The sequence below is a fragment of the Exiguobacterium acetylicum genome (assembly GCF_022170825.1).
Taxonomy (GTDB): domain Bacteria; phylum Bacillota; class Bacilli; order Exiguobacteriales; family Exiguobacteriaceae; genus Exiguobacterium_A; species Exiguobacterium_A acetylicum_B.
This window is the reverse complement of the sequence record NZ_CP081879.1, coordinates 126,425-143,703: the sequence shown is the minus strand read 5'-3', so window position 1 is coordinate 143,703 and position 17,279 is coordinate 126,425. Positions and strand designations below refer to the sequence as shown.

Genomic DNA, 17,279 nt, shown 5'->3' with positions numbered 1-17,279 from the left:
TTCGAATGTTATGATTAATATATAAATTAGTTAAGGCGAGGTACAAACATGTCAAAAATTCATTTTTACAAATCTGTTCAAGTGATTGATGCCTCCAGTGAAGAGGTATACGATTACCTGACGAAGAATGAACATATTCTTAGCTGGAGCAATATGACTAAGGATCATATCTACGCAGAAGGAGAACCATTGCAATACTTATACGCTGGTCAGAAACTTCAAGTTATCCAAGAGCATCGTGGAAAAAGGTATTCCGCTGATGCTTGGGTTGAGAAACTTGAGGCACCGTCCTTCATTGATGTCAGAACTTCAAACGAAATAGGAACGACGATTGGTCAATACCAATTGCAATCGAAACAGAATCAAACAGAGTTACAAATTGATTTGTTAGTAGAGACACCGAAGTGGGCTTATGCCATTCTTTATAAACTTTCCAAATCAAGATTGAACCGAATGTACAATGAAGAATTCCGTCGATTAAATGATTATGCAATCCAAATGAATCGTCGCTAAAAAAATTGTTGCCCGTCATCCTTCTATTAAAAGGGTGACTTTTTCTTTTATCGATCTTGCTCGATTTCCTGCTGAAGAGCTTCAAACGCCTTTTGGTTTTGTATGTGTTCCCATTCATTGTTCATGTGTCGTCCGATTAGATAGAGCGTCTCTTGCATGATCCGTTCACGTTGAAACGCTGATCGGATTCTTTGTTTGGGTGAGGATGCAGCGTTCTTCGCAAGCTTCTGAGGTGGCTTGGACGACTCACGCATCTCGGACAGGACGGCATTTCCCATCCGTGTGTAGAGATCCTGTTCTTTCGTCTTTCGATAAGCCGATGCTTGGGATGCCGATCCATAACTCCGCTCGTAGAATGCGACCTCGGTATCGAGTTGTTGTTTAAACTCGCTGTGCTCTTTCTCGAAGTAGGTCGCAAGATACATGTCAGTCAATTGATTGAGTGAAGGACGCAGTTCGTGCATGCCGTTCATGTTGTAATACCACTGCCGCTTGTCGTCCGGTAATTGTTTCTGAATCGTTTTGTACTGCCGAATGAGTTCCGGGTGCAAGATTCGATTCGAAGCGGACGTCGTCGAACGATTTCGTTTGTGGGCGAGCACTTCTTCCCGGATGAAGGTATTCAGTTTCTCTTGTTCACGTGTCCGGTCGGCAAGCGTATGGACGACTTGCGCCTTCATCTTCTCGATTGTTTTCGGTTTCCGTTTACCGCGTTCGCGTGGATGTATCGTCTCGACTGTCGCGACATGGACGTGGATGTTATCCGTGTTGTAATGAATCGCAGCAGTCCATGTCGCGTGCAACATCTGTTCCTTTTCGATCATCAGCGCGGTCGCGTTCCGTGTCGCCTGCATCAAACGTTGTTCATCGATATAACGATTTTCTTTGACGCCGACTTCCTGTAACCAAGCCTCGTCGAATGAGATCACGTCCTGCCAGAGGATGCTGCCGTTCTCTTGCGCCCGTCGGAAGATTTCACGTAGTTGTTCTCGTTCGGTCGCGTTCAATCGGTCTTGCGTCGCCGTGAACAGACCGCTCGATTTCAGTTCATCCTCCATGTAGTCATGGTAATTCTCGAATTGATGCGACCGTGCTTTTGTCTCCGGTCGATCAATGTAACTGAGATACGTCGTATAGCGACGTGCTCGTCGGGATGCTTGAGGGAGTTTGAACTTCGACTTGATGATAACGCCGGGAACGTTAGTCATCCTGCATCACCTCACGGAAGAGTTTGGTCAATTGTTCGAGTTCGGTTGCACTCCGCTTGAGGTGTAACGTGTTCGCTTCAAGCTGTCGTTCGAGTCGCTCGATTTGTGTCGACTGGACGCCGTCCGCGCACCAGGTAGTCAGTAATCCTTTCAATAATTCTTGTCGGGAACACCTCTGTTTCTCCGCCTGTTCGTCGAGTTGTTTGACGAGGACGGGGTCGATGTCGCGAATCAAGAGATTCATCTGTCTTCCTCCTTCCTTTAGGAAAGTAAGTCTCGGCGTTCTAAAAAAATGAAAAGATTTCCGAACAATTGATCCATTCCTCCTGTCATTAGAAGTGAGAAAAGTGATACCACTCATACGAGGAATGGAGGGATCAACATGCAATCGTTTATCGAACAGATCTATGCACTCGGAGAAGCCGTGAGCGTCTCCTTGATCGTCGAACTTCTGAAAAATATCTGCTCGAAGATGCAGCAACATGTAATGAAAAGGATTGAAAGAAGTGACGTAACTGACTCGAGTTAAGCGTTGATGAATGTTGATAGAATTGCTAAATGTGCATGGGGTTTTTAAAAGCTTAAAAACCACAAAAGGTTCAAAATCGTGAAAAAGAGCATAAGGGGAAACTGCTATCACATAGCGTGCTAGCCTAGGCGGAGCCTAGTGTTTCCCTGATATCATCAAAATCGCGAAAAGGTCACACCGTGTGCCACTAAAAAGGTCATTTTGGCACGGTGTGTGCCACCTTACCATTTCAGTTCACGTGCTTTAATGCGCAGCTGATCCTGTCTTTTTTCTTCTTGTGTGAGTTGTTTTTTCAAATCCGTTTGTCTTAACAGTACGTCTTCTTTGTCTTGCTTCAGATTGAAGATTTCATCCTCACGTTCGACTTGTTCATCGAGTGTCAGGTCAGGTAATGTGTCTTGTTTCGTCTCGATATCCTGTTCGATCTGTTGGATGAGAGAAGCTTGTTCCGTCTGTTCGCGCTTCATCTTCTTGATCCGTTTTTGACTTTGCGCTTGCTCATCAGTGAGAAAAAGTTGCGCATAATCGTTCGCTTGTTGCGTAGAAAGTGACGTCCTTAAGACACGTCGTTGATCCATATAGAGTGATTCGACGAGTGCGTCTTCTCGTTTCGAAGCCGTCAGTTTTTCGAGTGACTGTTGAGGCTTAATGACATACAAGCGGAGGGCTAGCTGATCAAAGTCGCGCGGTACATCTTCGATTTCGAAAACATAGTGCTCGTCCTGGTGATAGACGACTCGGACGCGCTGCTCATCCGTCGGTCGTTCCTTGTAGGCGACACGAGTGACCAGTTTCGTCGCGTATTCCTGGGGTTGGTCGAACTGGAGGCGGACACGCATCTGTTTCCGCTTTTCATCATAAGACCAGTTGAGAAGCGTGACGGTCTGTCCATTCGTCAACCGTTTTTCTTCACCGATTGGTGTTGCATTGATCGGTTGTTCCTCAGCAAAGAAGAGGGAAGAGAAACCGAAAAATAGAAAGCCTATTAAGAAAAACATCCCTGTTCCGAGATACAAGCGCGACCAGTCACGGGTCAACGTCTTTCGTTTTCCTGTCTGCATTTAAACACCCCCTGACGACTTGAGACTCTTCATTTGGTCGACGATGTAACGACTGTCTTGGTTCGTAAACGTCAGTTCGACCAGCTCATCGGATGTCTCTGCATAGCCGTTGGAATCGATCGTCAACGTCCGTTTGAAGCGGACAAGGCAATGCTCCGGATCGTCACGGTTCAGAAAGACTTCGATGTCAGCGACGGAGGCGGTGAACTTGCCATCGCTTCCGCTACTTGCGAACAACGTCCGTTTGAGGGACTCCGACATATACTGATCGGCTTGACGTTTGCGTGTCGGATAGGTCCCGTCTTCCCATGTGAAGGCGAACGAGATGAAGCGTTCTGCGTTCTTAGAAATGGACGACTGCTGCTCTGGCTCCTCTGCGTCAGTGACGATAGTTGAGTCTGGTACAATCATTTCTGGTGACGAATCCTTTGTGTGTTTTTCTAAAGTCATGTGTAGTCCATCTGATGCCGACGAACGGTATTGGTAGACGTTAGCACTGATCGACAGTAACAGACAGAACAGCACGAGTCCTAGAAGATGACGACTCGTCAATGCCATGTTGCATCCCTCCTTATAGCGAAAAGAGTGGTGCCGGATCAATGTGTCCGGACCAATCACTCGTCTTGAATTCGATGTGGAGATGGTTCCCAGTCGAACGTCCGGTCGAACCGCACATCCCGATGGCTTGCCCGGCTTCAATCTTCTGACCCGTCTTAACCTGACGTGCGGAAAGGTGGGCGTAGGCGGTGATCCATTCCCCTTGTTTGATCTGAATGAGTTGTCCGTAAGGGCCGCGTAAGCCGCTATACGTGACGGTACCGGAGCGGACGGCGTGGACGGTATCGGTATCATCACAACTAAAATCGATGCCCGTATGAACGTCCGTCTTTCCGAAAACGATCCGTGATCCGAATCCCGACGTCATCTGCAACGAGATGTCGAGGGGTGCATGGAGTTTCCCTTTAATCGGTCCCGTCTTACCTTCCGCCAACACCGCCGGCGTCAGATACCGGAGGATGGCATCGACATATTCGATGTCACCATAACAGGCTTGATGCTCGATCGCGCTCGGACGATGGCACTGATAGATGCCACTTTTCTTGACGCGTTGGTACATCATCTGTGAAAAGGAGATCGCGAGTTGTTTCGTATAGCGTCCACCGTTTTCTTGGACGTAATCAATAAAGCCACCCCCGAAGTTGTAACTCTGTAGCGTCAACTTGACGTCTTGGTTCGCTTGTCGGAAGACCGACGCGAAGTGTTTCACCCCATAACGAATGCTCTCATCGGGAGAGGTGATACAACCAATCCGTCCGCATTTCGATTCACTCGCTTGCATCGGATCGTTCCCACGTCCGCCGCTCTCCTGCATCATCAAGGCGAGTACAACGTTCGTCTGTCCCTCAAGTTGTTCCTTCTTTAATTCACGCGCAATCGCCTCACGATATTGTAAGACATCATCACTAACCTGTAAGCTGGTGTCCGAGTAAGCGATCGGTGTCTCCGTCGCCTGATCGTTCTCGATCCCGGTCAACGTATCGAGAATGCCTGCGACGATGATAATGAGCAGGAGGAGAAGGAGCGCGATACCGAGGGCAATCAGACGATACTTTAAGGTCAGGAGTCGCCATTTCATCCGGACGGCGACACGTGCCGACTGCCGGACCGTACTCCACATCAGGCACCACCTCCGAACAAAGTCAGCTCCTCGGGTGAGACATCGACATCGAAGATCAAGGTCTTCACACCGGAGACACTGAGGACGATGCGTCCGGTCTCGAGCGATGGAATCAACCGCGTCTCACTCTCGGTCAACTGTCCGTCGAAGACGGTCTGGATTGTCGGGATGCTCTCAGCATCCTGCTCGCCGATGAACTTATACTGCGTCAGCTGGAACAGTGTCTTGACGTTCTCCGCGTTCTCCGACTTCGAACCGGTCGGGACGAAGTCCGTGATCAAGTGCGAGGCGAAGAAGATGCCGCCGAAGTATTTCCGCGCTTCGCGCATGAATTGTTGCAGGTATAGAATCGCGGGTTGTGCGATGTCACGTGTATTGATCAGATGATGTGCCTCATCGATGACAATCAAATACTTAAAGGCATCCTCGATCAATAGCTCCCCCTGGTTGTAGCTGCGGAGTTGTCCGGCACCGTTGAGGATCATCCCGTCCCAGAGCATGTTCATCAGGTTGAAGACCTGTGCTTGAAAGATCTCGTCCTTCAGATTCGTCAGATTACGTAGTGGAAACGATACAATCTCTTCCTCGTCGAATCGCTCGATCGAGGAATGTCCATCGAAGATGTTGCCGTAGTTATGGACGAGGTTAGTGATCGCGAGCTCGATGTTCTCGAGCCGTCTGACACGGTTCGTACTGATCGTCTCGCGGATCGTCGTCCGTGCAGCGTCCACATACAATTCAGAGCGGACGAGCGTCAAAAAATCGGAGAAGACGGGATAGGTGTTCGCCGGATGCGTCGTGATCGGCGCGTCACCGTCCTCGTTCCAGAGCCCTTTCTCAAGGTAGAGCTGACGGAGCAGAATCTCGAACTCGTTCGCTTCTTCCTGCGTGGCTGCCGGATTGATGTAGTGATAGAAGACGGCAATCTTCGACAGGTGTTGCATGAACGAGAGGGGTTCGTCCGCGGATCCATCGGCATGTGTGACTGTCTTATAGACATGGAGCGGATTGATCCGTCCGGCGGAGCCGTCGAGTGCGATTTCTTTCCCACCCAGTTGTCGTACGAGGTCGGAGAACTCACCGGTCACGTCCAAGATGCGGACGTGATTGCCTTTAATCGCTTGGTCGAGGACGGTCTTCTTGAGCAGCGTTGACTTCCCGGAGCCCATCTTCCCGATCATCAAGGCATTATAGAACTTCCGTTGTTTATCCTTATGGAACAGATCAAAGATGACGCTCCCGTTCGTGTCTGTCGTTCCATAATAGGTACCGGTCGGATCCTGCAGCGACGTGAAGTGGAACGGATAACCACCCGCGATCGACAGTGATGGAATCTCTTTCCCCCGACGACGGTTCGGTAATTTTTGTTGTTGCTCATAGCTCAGGAACAGGCTCTGCCATTCCCACTCCTGTTCGTTCAGGAAGACGGCAACGCGGAAATTCCGTGCTTCGAGTTCCTCCATCACGTGCTGAACTTGTCGTTCAAGTGCCTCAAGCGTCTTCGCTTTGACGTAGAGTCGGAGATGCAAGTACTTCATCGTCTCGCCTTGCGTAATCTGTTCATAGAGTTCGTTCAGTTCTTTATACGTCTCGCGCGCATCGATCCGGTCGACGTTGTCCTTCGCGTTCTCGAAGCGGGTGTTCTGCTCGGCCATCGACTTATTGATCGTCCGGATCATCTCTCGCTTGTCCGCTGTTCCGATGTCGAGCGTCGTCAGGACACCGGGCAGGTTGAGGATGGGCTCGAGCCAGAAATCATAGACGGTCGACTGATACTTATAGACATGGAGGCAGGCGAGATAACCGTCACCGGTCCGGACATAGTTCGGTTCGAAGCGGAGTCCGCCTTGCGGCTGGATCGCTTGGACGAATGTCGGATTGTAGCCGTCCTGTTGTTTAATTGCCTCAGGATCCTGCTTTCGTAGAAAACGTGTACGCCACATGACGTCATCACTCCTTTCCGTCCTGGGTCGGTTTCGTATTTGGGTTGTGCAGTTGAAACAGGACATGGATTTTCTGCTCGATCGTCAGTTCGACCATCGGGTTGCTGCGCCGAAGGAGTTTCGTTAATTGATGCTTCCGTTCCCGTAGCATTGCCTCGTCCGGCGCATAAAAAAAGAGGAGATAATCGCGATTCGTGCGATGCTCCTCAAGGTAGATCAGTTCTTGTTTCTTCTTTTGAAGAAACGGACGATAGGCAGCAATCTGATTCTGTCGCAGCTGTCGTTCGATCCGTTGTTTCTGTTTTTCCAGATTAAGCGGTGTATTGAGCGGAATGACCTTCAATGGATGGACATAGGCCTGCAAGAGATAGGCGAGGGAGAAGATATCATGGTCCTTCTCCGTCTCAGATAGTCCGTAAATATCCTTTGAAGTCAGTTGAATGATGTCGCAAAACGTCCCGTCCTGCATCTCGAAAACATCGAGCGCTGTTGAGTCGATAATCGGCAAAATGGAGGCGACAGACGGTGGGATTCGGACGCGCTTCTCCTTGCGTGTTAGTGGTGTCGTCAACTGAACCTCATCGAGCCAGGTGATATCGTTCGTAGGACTTGTTTTCAATCGTGTATCTTCCGATAAACTCATCTGATCACGCTCCTTTCGAAGATTCATTCCGGTCGGCCAACGCCGTATAGGTATCTTTCTTCTTGATCAGTGCGTAATAGAGCACGTGGACCATCCGCTTTTCCGGATTCGTCGTCGGTCGGATAACGAGAAAGAGTCCGAAGCCAACGAGGAAGCACGTGAACGGGAGATGCAAGACGTCCGGGATGAACGGAAGGGCAATCAACCGGACGATGATTAAGGCGACGAGAAACAGTAAATCATAGAGGTAGAGCATCTTATTGATTTTCAGTTCGGTCGTGACTTCGTTCGGAATCCGGTATTGGCGCTGTTGCATGTTCTCACTCCTTTTTCGGGTCTAGACGCGGAACATCCGTCGAGTACATTCGGGATGATTCCTGCGTCACACGTGTCTGGGCTTGTTCGACATGCTTGAGTTCTTTTTGTGTCGTGGTCTCGAGTGTCTGATAGATTGATTTTCGCTGACGCTGCGTTCCGGATGAGGTCTCCTGCGAATCACTGGTTGACGGTGAGCTACTGGAAGAGCTAGACGATGTGACGTTCGGAGACACATTCTCTGTTGTTTCTACAGAATGAGCGGACGTACTAGTATTCGTTTTGTCGAATGGTGTCGAATCCTCTGAAGACGTTAACGGCTTACGATTTACTGTAGAAGTCTGTGGAGACTGTGTGACCTGATGAGATGTCATAGGCGTTTCAGGTGCTTCGAGCTCATCAGGCAAAGTAACCTGTTGTTCATTCGACGACACATTAGACATCTTCGGTTGCGTAGCAGGTATTGTCGATTGAGAAGTCGATGGCAGCACAGGTGTTGATTGTGTGACAGAGTCCGGACGATGTGGAACAGATTCGGGTGATGCTGCTGCAGCCTGAGCCTCTTGCACCGTACCATGCATTGGCATCTCAACCAACTCGCTTTGTTGGTTCTCTGGTCCTGCTGGACGAGATGTCCGCTCTTGTGCTTGTGATGGATTCTGAACACTCTCAGGCGAACGATCTGGACGACTCGCGGGTGTACCGCCATTCGGTGGCGGGTTCGGTGGCAATTTCGTACTCGCTGCTTCCGAGACAGAGGGAGTGGCAGGGCGTGATGTCATCTTCATCGTCTGACCGGCGACACGAGCGCCCACTTTCGCTGTTCCTTTCCCGACAGCATACGCACCGAGTGCGACACCCCAACCGCGCTTCAGACCGGCATCAATCCCGAAGAGACGTTCGACCATGTTTGGTCCATCAATCAAAGCGGCAGAGAAGGCAATCAACGCAATCAAATAAGCGAGTCCGTCCAGTGTATCGGCCAGGTATGCCGTTCCAATCGTATAGAGTTTGATCGAAACGAAGATCAGAATGATGACGAGAAAGGTGTTCAAGATGCTTTGAATGACCTTCTTCGTCTTTTGTCCGCTGTGTAGATCAGCAGGTGCTATCAAAATCGCCAAGACATAATTAAAAGCCAACTCGAACGAGAGTCGAGCCAGCTTGTAGGCAATCGAGAAGAGGGTGAAACCCATCACCCCGAGCGTGACGAGGATTGTCAGCCAGTTCGGATGATAACGATAGTAGTATTGGTTATTCCAATCAAGTCCGCTTTGATCGAGTTCGCCTAGTACTTCTTCACTACCGTCCCAAAGGATAAATGATTTTGAAAGTTTTGATCCAGTAGTGGATACGTCTAGTTTATTGCTATCGAACACCTCATTAATCTGTAATCCTTTGATCAATTTGGTCGGAACATTATTTTTTACGTCATTTTCTGTATAGTTGTCAAAGTCATTTTTATCGTATGCTACTAAATCGTTTAAATTTTCTTTGAGTATTGTTTCAGATATAGTTTCCTTTTCAGAGCCATATATACTACCACTCTTAACTTGATTGACTGCTTGATCGGTGAAGTCATTTAGTTGTTTCATCGTAGGTGAGAGTAGTCCTAAAATCATCAGTGAAATGAAAATATTGATAAGAAGCCCTTCTCGATCGAATTTCTTTTGAAAAATGATGAGATAGCCTGTAAAAACAAAGCTAGCGGCTAATAGTACATACAAAAAAGGTTGAATCGTCTGAACGAATTCAACCACTTGAGAATTATTAAAAAATGTTTTGATCATCAAAATATCATCTGTAAGACTTTCGAGTGAATCGATCAACAAAGAAAGCCCTCTGACAAAAATCCATCCCACAGTTCGCAAAGCATCGTTGACTAAATTATTTAAGTTAAAAAGTCGTTCGAATTCGGTAAGTTTCTGGATAACCTGAGCATCAGACATATCTATCCAGACCTCCGTTTCATCCTATTTATTATTAGCTACAAACTCATTAACTGTATCAGTAAAGGTTTCATCGGTCAGGCGATTGACGTTTAGCGTATCTTTAACCTTACCTTTAGACATATAGTACAAACTCTCGCCCTTTAGAGTCGAGGTATACGCAAAGTTCGCACGATTTACTATTTTTTTAGCATCAGGCTGAAAAGTATTATAGATGTGAATAGGTACTTCATTTTTTTTTGCTATGGAATCGAGTTTATTTTGATATGAGCCAATATCTCCGTCTTCCTCTTTTAAAATCAGTAGGAATCCTTCCTGTTTTCCATCCATTAGATTTTCTACCTTGGATAACTTTACTTGATTCGCATGACTAGAGTCTTCAGTTTCACTACAACCGACTAAAAGTAACGCAGAGGAAATCAATAGTCCGGAGAGTACTCGTTTCGTTTGCATGCCTCCACCCCTTTTCCTATGATGACACCTGTTCCGGACCCGTCAGGTCATTATTGCTGACATGGACCCGGAAATCGAATGTGTCTATAAGCGTAACAGTTTTTCGGTCGCCTGAGTCTGGGTCTTCTTCCTCAAATACGACTAAAAAGCCATCTTGGGTTTGGATATTCAATACTTCACCACGACGGAGGCGCTTCTTGTTCTCCTTGATGATGGTCGCGATGACCCGGAGTTCGCGCTGGACGCGTTCGGTGCGTGTCAGTTCTGTCATATGATGCCCTCCTTAGACGCCATGACGAAGTTTCTCGAGTCGTTTGCTGATGATCGTCTTCAAAAAGTGACGTTGATTGTCGGTCACAGGAATCGTCTTATCCATGATGCCTTGCTCGAACGCCGTGATGGATAGGGTGTCGTATTCCGTCGTCTCGAAGATCGAGCGGAGGATTTTCGGTTGCAGGACCTCACAGACACGCCATTCTGTTGTATCAGATGTCTCCTCATCCGCATCAACGTGCTTCGATGCAACTGAGGGACCGAGTTGGAACGGGATTCGGAGTGTATTCAAGTCGAGATGGGCATGTGCGCATGGAATCACGAGATCGTTGATGGAGCATTCTGTATTAAAGTCATCCGCTAAGTATTCATAGCGGTATTTCATCGCCGTCCGCCCAGTCAGGAAGAGGGGATAGGACTGAATCCGTTTCTTTTGTTTATCTTGTCGTTTGATGACACGGATGATCAGCATCTCGCCTTCCTTCAATCCCATCACTTCTGTTGCCGTCAGCAAGCGGCGACCATCGACACTCTCCGTCTTCGATTTCGAGAGTGAAAAGGTCTGTCCGGAACGCGACTTCGTGACGATCGTCTGTTCGCCGAGCTTCTTCGAGATCAATTCCGCCGTCGATTCGTCTGCCGTCAGTAAATAGTGCGTATTCCCGCAGTTCCCGTCGATTGTCTTCCAATCCTCCCCGTAAAGGTTCTCGAGTTGGGCGTAGGACTGGATCACGAGGTTGAAACGAATGTTCCGACCGAGACAGACGGTGATGATGTTTGCCATTCCTTCGATGGCTGGCATGTTCCCGAACTCGTCGAGGAGGAAGATGACCTGGCGTTCACAGCGTCCGCTCGTTGCTTGTGAGGCAACGCGAGCCAGTGAGGTATAGACTTGTTTGACGTACAGTGAGGCGATGACGTTCAACGTCGGATCATAGTCCGGAACGATCAGGAACACAGCAACCGGGCGCGGGTGCTGGCGAATCTCCCGGATATCGATCGGAGCATCAATCGTTCCGTCGAAGATCCCATTCGCCTCGTCCTTCCAACCCGAGAGCGTCACGGTGTACTTTTGTCCTTCACTTTCCACTGTGATGGTAGATCCGACATCGATTGTTTCTTCGTGATGCAACACGAAACTCCCATCGTCGTCCGTCGTCAAGGCAAGCTGTTCCCCGCTCGGAAAATAGAAGGTCAGTCGTGACAAGGGGAGCGCACGTCCACGGATCCAGCGATTGAAGCCAATCAGTTTCATGTCGAGCGAGTTCTGTGCCGTCAGTCGTGCGGTTGCATCAAGGGTGAAGATGCCGAGCTTGGCGTTCGTATTCGCCAGGATACTGGCGCGGGTCTGGCCGCCGGAGAAATGAAGCGTCGCATACTGCATGCGTGCCGGATGATTCTCTGGAAACGCCGCGAAGAAGGCGTCGAGTGCGGATTGTTCCTGTCCCATGTCATCGGTGACCGTTCGCGAGCCGAGATCAGACAGCATCAGGGCGACGTTATACATCGTGATCTTCTCCGATTCGTGTTTCGCTTGTTCGCATAACCCGAGAATCAAGGCGGTACAGAGATCCGTCGAGGAGTTACTCCAAAACGGATCCTTCGCTTTCGGATCATGGTAGAGCATGTAGGCGACCGAACGGGCATACTGTTGGGCGAGGGAGTAGTTTTCGTCCAGATAAGCGTCGATCGTCAGCTGCAACAGGTTATAAGACATCGATTGGGACGGGTTCATCAAGTTTAGCACTTCGACTTGATACCCACGTGCCTCGAGCGTTTCTTTGGAGGCGGCGAACAGCTCGCCTTTTGGATCATTGATGATCAGGCTTGCTTGACGTTCGGCACGGCTGTAGAGATCGATGGTCGAGAAGACGAACGTCTCACCTTTCCCGGACCGGGTTGTCCCGATGACGAGGTTGTTGACGGCACTGTCATCGATGTAGAGACGATCGCGATAACGGCCGACCGGGACGCCACCGGATCCGATGTACGTCTCTTTACGGTCTGGCACATCCCGATACTGCTGTTTCAGCTCTTGGAACGTTGTAAATCGGGCACTTCCTTTCTGTGCTGCCTTGAGATCACGGAAATTAAGCCAATACTTCAATAAGAGAAACCCTCCTAGGAGGAAGCAGACACCGAACAATACGAACGCGAGGGAGGTCGACCAGGCAAGCGTCGTCCACCAACTAGATTCGTATTGAAGCGGGGAACCGGTCGTCAACTTCCCGTCTTGGAAGAGATTGTGGATCGTCTGCTGCAGGAACTGAAACGCAACATTGAGTACTAAGAACAATACAATGGGTAAAGCGATCAAAAAGGCAAGGCATCGCCACAGCCAAGCGGAGGTAGCGAGGGAACGAAGTGAGAAGTTTATCATTATTTCATTCACCACACTTTCATTAAAGAAGAGAGGAGGCTTGTCTTTGCTTCGCTTCGAGCGACTCATTGAGCTTCTCGAGCTCTTTTTTGTCCGTCTTCTCGGATAACTGTCGTTTTTGATCTTCGAGTGCTTGAATCTCTTCATCCAGTTGGGCAAGTGTTACCACTTGCTGTTTCAGTTGTTCATCTTGGACCATCTTGACGCTTTCTTGTGCCTTCGTCACATCTTTCAACGCGATGTAGGCACGTGTCTTCGCCTCCTTGCGCGCGGTCGTCATCTCGATGTCCGGGATGGAGACCGCACGTTTATAGTCTTTCTGCAGGATCGCGAGATCGAAGGCGCCTTCATCCGTCGGGTGGACCGCTTGGAAGGCTTGCAATGTCTCTTGACGGTCTTTAGCGAATGGCTTCGACTGCATAATGATCGTCTCGACGTCGATCGGATCGTTCGTCACAGCTACCGCCTGATCGTAGTCTTGTCTTTCGACGTACTGGGTAATCAGGAACTGTTGTTGTTCGTTACTCAATGACTTTTGTTTTTCCAGACGCTGCATGAGTGGATCGGTCTTGCCATTTAACGCTTCTTCATAAAGCGGCTGCCAATCCCCTGACGATGCTGCACGGACATTGCTTGGTGAGTCGGGCTGTGTCAGTTGAACGATGGATAGCGCGCCGAGTAGTAACAGACTCACACCACTGACGCCATAGACGAGACGACGCTGTCCGCGACGTAAGCGGGAGACGTGTGTCGTCTCCGGATGTTGCTGAGTCGCTACAGTCGTCATCGTCTTATAGGATTCCGGTGTCAAACGCTCCAGGTTCTCGAGCAACAGGATCTTCGTCGTTGCATCTTCCTTCCGGATCCGGATGCGTGGAATCCGTTCCTTCAGCTGCTGATAGAGATTAGGATAAATCGTGTCACCGAACTGGAACGTGCCTTTATAGACGAGCTGATCGGCATCATCGAAGATCCGGAACTCACTCGCGAACCGCTCATGTGCTTGCTGTGCCTCTTGATGGACTTGGGTGGATAATAAAAGCGCCTCCTCATACGGGAGACGCTCGTAGTTCGGGAAGGCTTCTTTTGCTACATCAGTGAAACGGACAAAGAGCATAGATTCTCCTCCTTTGAAGCAAGACATCCTATATGAAAGCAATAAAAAAAGCCATCCAGTTTGGAATGACGGTCTGTTTGATCACTTATTAGATTAGAATTTGATGTTGTCGTTGACCATCTCAGCTAGCGTGACGGCGCCCATGATGATGATTAGACCGACGGCACCGCCGACGAGCCAACCAACTGCCTTCGATCGTCCGCGATCCCCACCGAAGATGAAGTAGAAACCAGCAACTACGAAAGCGATGGCTGCAGCGATGACGGCCAGCCCCTGAAAGAACTGAAGTAAACTAAGTCCTGTCTCATTCAAACCCATCTGTGTTCCTCCTCTCAATCCCGTGACGCGGTAACGGACGATGTGAAGTTCAGTTTCGAGTCAAGTGCTTCTAAGATCAGTTCCTGATTCTCTTGGATGACGAGCTGATGCTGGGTGTCAAGCCACTCCTCATAGTCTTTTCCTTGGATCCGGAGTAACTTCTCGGCAAAGGTCTTGTTCTGCTTCTGTTCACGTGTCGGCATAGCGTACACTCCTTCCTTGAGGTCGATGCGCAGCAGCACATCCTTAAGGACAGTCGGAGTCAAGCAAGGCGGTGGGTTTGAAGCACGTTTCCCCACGAACTCTGACATCCGATATCGGATGTCTGTTTAGGGTTTTTCGATGACCCTCAACGAATACGTGACCTGTGGGCGAGTTTTAGGCGACTCTCGCCGAACCATTTCTGCGTATATCCCGCTCATCCGGTCACACATGAGGGACACGCCAATATGTGATTGGAGGGACTGTCCTTAGCGATATGCTGCTACGGTCATCAATTCCTCTTTTCATTGTTTCGTGTTATTTCATAAGTAGATCCCCATAAATAGATGGCTTACTGATGAACGAGTTTACGGCGTGAGACGTGAATCAATTCATCATCCGGATGCTTCCGTTTTGCAATGACCTGATTCTCACCGACGACGGTACGGATCCGGTAATAGATCTGCGAGATTTCTTGTGTCTCCTTGCTCTCTTGTTCGATCGCAATACGACCATGTAGCTGGTATATCTTGCCGTCGAACGTGCGAACGGAATCTGCTAACGGTAGTTCCGCTAAATCAAAGCGTTCTTGCTTGAGGTTCGACCAGTTCCGTTTCTTCTCTGTCCGGAAGTCGAATTCATCCCAAGGGATGGATCCTAGCGTCTGCTCACAGGCTGTCGCAAGAATTTGAACATCGAGGATAGAAGGAATCGAACGATTCCTCTCATAGGCGCTGATTGCCGCCTGCGAGATTTCTCCGTACGTTTTCTCTGCTAACTCTACCTGACTCCATCCATGTTCCAGACGCTCTCGTCGTAACCACTCTCCGAATCGGTACATGTACATGCTCCTTTCCTTTGAGAACTACTTTATGACAATGTCTTCCTGCTGATAGTTAGAATATAGCAGATTATTCTGTTAATTCAATTCTTATTTTAATATGTCAAATGTTTTACATTTGTCGATTGATGTCGAAGCAACTAATGGCAAGGACGCATGAACTGATAAGTTTTGAAAAATACTGAATGTGTAGCAGAATTGTAAAAAACCAAACTCAAAAACTCATTTCGAATTTAAAAAGACAAATGGGATAAAATAAACTATAAAGATAAAAATATTTACTCTTTTACTTTTATTCAAGTAAATCTTTTTTTGAATTTCCTCCTCTTTATGAGTATAAATATACGTGCTTAAGTAAATAAACAGATATCTGAGGACTTAAGAACTATTCAATTAATTTTGAATATTATGTAAAATTAAGTTATGAATTTCTTGATAATTCAAATAACTTATTTAGGAGCAAATCCATGCGAAAAACTGTACTTGCACTATCAGTAGTAGCAGCTACACTTATTCTTCCTTCAAATGTCGATGCTCATTTCTTAGGACATTCCTCTGTAGATGGGAAAGAAATCAGATGGGGCACCGCAAAAGGTACAACTGGATGGACTACAGCACGAAATCACTCAATTAGTGTATGGAATACGATGGGGACTATTAAAATCGCAGGAGACACTACTTCAACTGTTGAAGATTTATCTTTTAGAGATGTTGATCGGAGCGATGTGACTTGGAGTGGCAGTCATTCCCCTCAAACTGGAGCAGACGTCATCTCCTACAATGATTATTATTTTTATGACTTCACGAGTTCTCAAAGAAAGCACACAGCACTTCATGAAATGGGACATGCTCTTGGATTAGATCATCACGGACTTGCTGGAAACGTGTTGAGATCTGGCTTTTACAGTTATGAAGTTTTAGGTTCGCACGATAAGTCAGATTATCGAACTCTTTGGGGCTATTAATCCAATATAAGGAGCGTTAACTATGAAAAAATTCTTAATCGGTTCTGTAGCAGCAGTTATTGGCCTAACTGTTTATGGATTTGATCATTACCAATCAGAAAAGAAGCCAGCCAAAATTGTTGATGCATATTTAAATGAAGTAGCTGATTTTTCTGATGATCGAATTTTAGTTGGTGCTGCTCAAAATGTGTTTGTAGGAGAAGTTATCCAAGAAGTTGGGAGTAAACGACTTGATGGAACACCAGAAACACAGTATTCAGTAAAAGTGCATAAAAATTTAAAAGGAAAGTTAAAAGGAGAAGTCATTGTTAATCAGTTTGGAGGATATGATAAGGATTCGGAAGGAAATAATGTCTTGGTTTTGTATAATGAAGATGAAATGTTAAAAGAAGGTCGTCAATACATGTTCGCTACACGTTATTTAGAATCTGAAGACTGGCATACTGCAATTACTAATCAAGGTACGGTAGAACTTAAGAATGCTGAAGAAGAAAACACTTCAGTTGGAAAAATCGTGAGTGCTTTAAAATCACCAATTGTTCCAAAAGCCATGAAAAATAAAGAAAAGTATAACAATCGGAATAAAGACGATAAATCAAAATTAGATAAGGAATGATTAGAAAAGTGGGGCTGACTCATAAGTCGCCCTAAGATTAATAAAATGTCCGGTGAGTATGTTGTAAATGAAAAAGTAATAAACCTTATAACTGTTTCGTAACGATAATACAGTTAAGTGTCAGTACAGTTTTCCTCTAGTTCCGTTCAATACGAGTACATCGAATCGATATAACCAAAATGAAACGGCTCGAGATTTTTGCATGCCAAAGTCTCGAGCCGTTTTTGATTTCGTTTCTGAAGCAAAATAAGATAAGTACGTACGAGCTCCAATTAC

The 17,279-nt window shown here is 47.5% G+C and carries 20 protein-coding genes; 4 read left to right on the top strand and 16 right to left on the bottom strand.

Features of this window, described 5'->3' with window-relative positions; all coding sequences use genetic code 11:
- The first annotated feature begins 48 nt into the window (after positions 1–48).
- Entirely contained in the window at positions 49–513 is a 465-nt protein-coding gene (locus K6T22_RS17030; RefSeq protein ID WP_238240255.1) for an SRPBCC domain-containing protein, read from the top strand.
- A 47-nt stretch (positions 514–560) separates the two neighbouring features.
- On the opposite strand, the gene mobP2 is transcribed toward K6T22_RS17030, so the two are convergent.
- Together mobP2 and K6T22_RS17020 are read right to left on the bottom strand one after the other, a co-directional pair.
- Positions 561–1,721, bottom strand: a complete 1,161-nt coding sequence (mobP2, locus tag K6T22_RS17025; RefSeq protein WP_238240253.1) for a MobP2 family relaxase — start codon at positions 1,719–1,721, stop codon at positions 561–563.
- Positions 1,714–1,965, bottom strand: coding sequence for a hypothetical protein (locus K6T22_RS17020; RefSeq protein ID WP_238240247.1), 252 nt, complete (start codon positions 1,963–1,965; stop codon positions 1,714–1,716). The genes mobP2 and K6T22_RS17020 overlap by 8 nt, the downstream gene beginning before the upstream one ends.
- Positions 1,966–2,103: 138 nt before the next feature.
- Here K6T22_RS17020 and K6T22_RS17015 point away from each other — a divergent pair, with 138 nt between their 5' ends.
- On the top strand, positions 2,104–2,250 hold the full coding sequence (locus K6T22_RS17015) for a hypothetical protein (protein WP_214721974.1): 147 nt from the start codon (positions 2,104–2,106) through the stop codon (positions 2,248–2,250).
- Between the two features lie 221 nt (positions 2,251–2,471).
- Here K6T22_RS17015 and K6T22_RS17010 read toward each other — a convergent pair whose 3' ends face one another.
- The 14 genes from K6T22_RS17010 to K6T22_RS16945 form a co-directional block, all read right to left on the bottom strand.
- Positions 2,472–3,311, bottom strand: a complete 840-nt coding sequence (locus K6T22_RS17010) for a hypothetical protein (RefSeq protein WP_238240240.1) — start codon at positions 3,309–3,311, stop codon at positions 2,472–2,474.
- Entirely contained in the window at positions 3,312–3,869 is a 558-nt protein-coding gene (locus K6T22_RS17005; protein WP_238240239.1) for a hypothetical protein, read from the bottom strand.
- Positions 3,870–3,882: 13 nt separating this feature from the next.
- Positions 3,883–4,989, bottom strand: a complete 1,107-nt coding sequence (locus K6T22_RS17000; protein ID WP_238240237.1) for a lysozyme family protein — start codon at positions 4,987–4,989, stop codon at positions 3,883–3,885.
- The gene (locus tag K6T22_RS16995) at positions 4,989–6,932 is read right to left on the bottom strand and encodes a VirB4 family type IV secretion system protein (RefSeq protein ID WP_238240235.1); all 1,944 of its coding nucleotides are present in this window, start codon (positions 6,930–6,932) and stop codon (positions 4,989–4,991) included. The genes K6T22_RS17000 and K6T22_RS16995 overlap by 1 nt, the downstream gene beginning before the upstream one ends.
- 7 nt (positions 6,933–6,939) lie before the next feature.
- Positions 6,940–7,575 carry a TraC-like domain-containing protein gene (locus K6T22_RS16990; protein ID WP_238240233.1) on the bottom strand — a complete coding sequence of 212 codons (636 nt, stop codon included), beginning with the start codon at positions 7,573–7,575 and terminating at the stop codon, positions 6,940–6,942.
- Positions 7,576–7,579: 4 nt separating this feature from the next.
- Positions 7,580–7,891, bottom strand: a complete 312-nt coding sequence (locus tag K6T22_RS16985; protein ID WP_238240232.1) for a DUF5592 family protein — start codon at positions 7,889–7,891, stop codon at positions 7,580–7,582.
- Between the two features lie 4 nt (positions 7,892–7,895).
- Entirely contained in the window at positions 7,896–9,839 is a 1,944-nt protein-coding gene (locus tag K6T22_RS16980; RefSeq protein ID WP_425293159.1) for a pLS20_p028 family conjugation system transmembrane protein, read from the bottom strand.
- A 24-nt stretch (positions 9,840–9,863) separates the two neighbouring features.
- Positions 9,864–10,292, bottom strand: coding sequence for a hypothetical protein (locus tag K6T22_RS16975; protein ID WP_238240229.1), 429 nt, complete (start codon positions 10,290–10,292; stop codon positions 9,864–9,866).
- 16 nt (positions 10,293–10,308) lie between these two features.
- On the bottom strand, positions 10,309–10,563 hold the full coding sequence (locus K6T22_RS16970; protein WP_238240221.1) for a hypothetical protein: 255 nt from the start codon (positions 10,561–10,563) through the stop codon (positions 10,309–10,311).
- A 12-nt stretch (positions 10,564–10,575) separates the two neighbouring features.
- Complete coding sequence (locus tag K6T22_RS16965; RefSeq protein ID WP_238240219.1) at positions 10,576–12,945, bottom strand: VirD4-like conjugal transfer protein, CD1115 family; 2,370 nt, start codon at positions 12,943–12,945, stop codon at positions 10,576–10,578.
- Positions 12,946–12,967: 22 nt separating this feature from the next.
- The gene (locus K6T22_RS16960) at positions 12,968–14,062 is read right to left on the bottom strand and encodes a hypothetical protein (protein WP_238240212.1); all 1,095 of its coding nucleotides are present in this window, start codon (positions 14,060–14,062) and stop codon (positions 12,968–12,970) included.
- Positions 14,063–14,155: 93 nt separating this feature from the next.
- Positions 14,156–14,380, bottom strand: a complete 225-nt coding sequence (locus tag K6T22_RS16955; RefSeq protein WP_051523810.1) for a TrbC/VirB2 family protein — start codon at positions 14,378–14,380, stop codon at positions 14,156–14,158.
- Between the two features lie 14 nt (positions 14,381–14,394).
- The gene (locus tag K6T22_RS16950; RefSeq protein ID WP_238240211.1) at positions 14,395–14,583 is read right to left on the bottom strand and encodes a hypothetical protein; all 189 of its coding nucleotides are present in this window, start codon (positions 14,581–14,583) and stop codon (positions 14,395–14,397) included.
- A 350-nt stretch (positions 14,584–14,933) separates the two neighbouring features.
- Positions 14,934–15,422, bottom strand: a complete 489-nt coding sequence (locus K6T22_RS16945) for a helix-turn-helix domain-containing protein (protein ID WP_238240209.1) — start codon at positions 15,420–15,422, stop codon at positions 14,934–14,936.
- A gap of 467 nt (positions 15,423–15,889) precedes the next feature.
- Between K6T22_RS16945 and K6T22_RS16940 the strand changes: the two genes are divergently transcribed.
- Both K6T22_RS16940 and K6T22_RS16935 read left to right on the top strand, forming a co-directional pair.
- Complete coding sequence (locus tag K6T22_RS16940) at positions 15,890–16,387, top strand: zinc metalloprotease (RefSeq protein WP_238240208.1); 498 nt, start codon at positions 15,890–15,892, stop codon at positions 16,385–16,387.
- Between the two features lie 22 nt (positions 16,388–16,409).
- Complete coding sequence (locus K6T22_RS16935; RefSeq protein WP_238240207.1) at positions 16,410–17,003, top strand: hypothetical protein; 594 nt, start codon at positions 16,410–16,412, stop codon at positions 17,001–17,003.
- Positions 17,004–17,279 lie beyond the last annotated feature (276 nt).

Bases quoted from the DNA above. Each gene is read 5' to 3' on its own strand.
- K6T22_RS16995 (WP_238240235.1), bottom strand. From the start codon at position 6,932: ATGTGGCGTACACGTTTTCTACGAAAGCAGGATCCTGAGGCAATTAAA.
- K6T22_RS16935 (WP_238240207.1), top strand. From the start codon at position 16,410: ATGAAAAAATTCTTAATCGGTTCTGTAGCAGCAGTTATTGGCCTAACT.
- K6T22_RS16965 (WP_238240219.1), bottom strand. From the start codon at position 12,945: ATGATAAACTTCTCACTTCGTTCCCTCGCTACCTCCGCTTGGCTGTGG.
- K6T22_RS16940 (WP_238240208.1), top strand. From the start codon at position 15,890: ATGCGAAAAACTGTACTTGCACTATCAGTAGTAGCAGCTACACTTATT.
- K6T22_RS16950 (WP_238240211.1), bottom strand. From the start codon at position 14,583: ATGCCGACACGTGAACAGAAGCAGAACAAGACCTTTGCCGAGAAGTTA.
- K6T22_RS16980 (WP_425293159.1), bottom strand. From the start codon at position 9,839: ATGTCTGATGCTCAGGTTATCCAGAAACTTACCGAATTCGAACGACTT.
- K6T22_RS16960 (WP_238240212.1), bottom strand. From the start codon at position 14,062: ATGCTCTTTGTCCGTTTCACTGATGTAGCAAAAGAAGCCTTCCCGAAC.
- K6T22_RS16955 (WP_051523810.1), bottom strand. From the start codon at position 14,380: ATGGGTTTGAATGAGACAGGACTTAGTTTACTTCAGTTCTTTCAGGGG.
- K6T22_RS16945 (WP_238240209.1), bottom strand. From the start codon at position 15,422: ATGTACCGATTCGGAGAGTGGTTACGACGAGAGCGTCTGGAACATGGA.
- K6T22_RS16990 (WP_238240233.1), bottom strand. From the start codon at position 7,575: ATGAGTTTATCGGAAGATACACGATTGAAAACAAGTCCTACGAACGAT.
- K6T22_RS17020 (WP_238240247.1), bottom strand. From the start codon at position 1,965: ATGAATCTCTTGATTCGCGACATCGACCCCGTCCTCGTCAAACAACTC.
- mobP2 (WP_238240253.1), bottom strand. From the start codon at position 1,721: ATGACTAACGTTCCCGGCGTTATCATCAAGTCGAAGTTCAAACTCCCT.
- K6T22_RS17005 (WP_238240239.1), bottom strand. From the start codon at position 3,869: ATGGCATTGACGAGTCGTCATCTTCTAGGACTCGTGCTGTTCTGTCTG.
- K6T22_RS16985 (WP_238240232.1), bottom strand. From the start codon at position 7,891: ATGCAACAGCGCCAATACCGGATTCCGAACGAAGTCACGACCGAACTG.
- K6T22_RS17030 (WP_238240255.1), top strand. From the start codon at position 49: ATGTCAAAAATTCATTTTTACAAATCTGTTCAAGTGATTGATGCCTCC.
- K6T22_RS17000 (WP_238240237.1), bottom strand. From the start codon at position 4,989: ATGTGGAGTACGGTCCGGCAGTCGGCACGTGTCGCCGTCCGGATGAAA.
- K6T22_RS16970 (WP_238240221.1), bottom strand. From the start codon at position 10,563: ATGACAGAACTGACACGCACCGAACGCGTCCAGCGCGAACTCCGGGTC.
- K6T22_RS17010 (WP_238240240.1), bottom strand. From the start codon at position 3,311: ATGCAGACAGGAAAACGAAAGACGTTGACCCGTGACTGGTCGCGCTTG.
- K6T22_RS17015 (WP_214721974.1), top strand. From the start codon at position 2,104: ATGCAATCGTTTATCGAACAGATCTATGCACTCGGAGAAGCCGTGAGC.
- K6T22_RS16975 (WP_238240229.1), bottom strand. From the start codon at position 10,292: ATGCAAACGAAACGAGTACTCTCCGGACTATTGATTTCCTCTGCGTTA.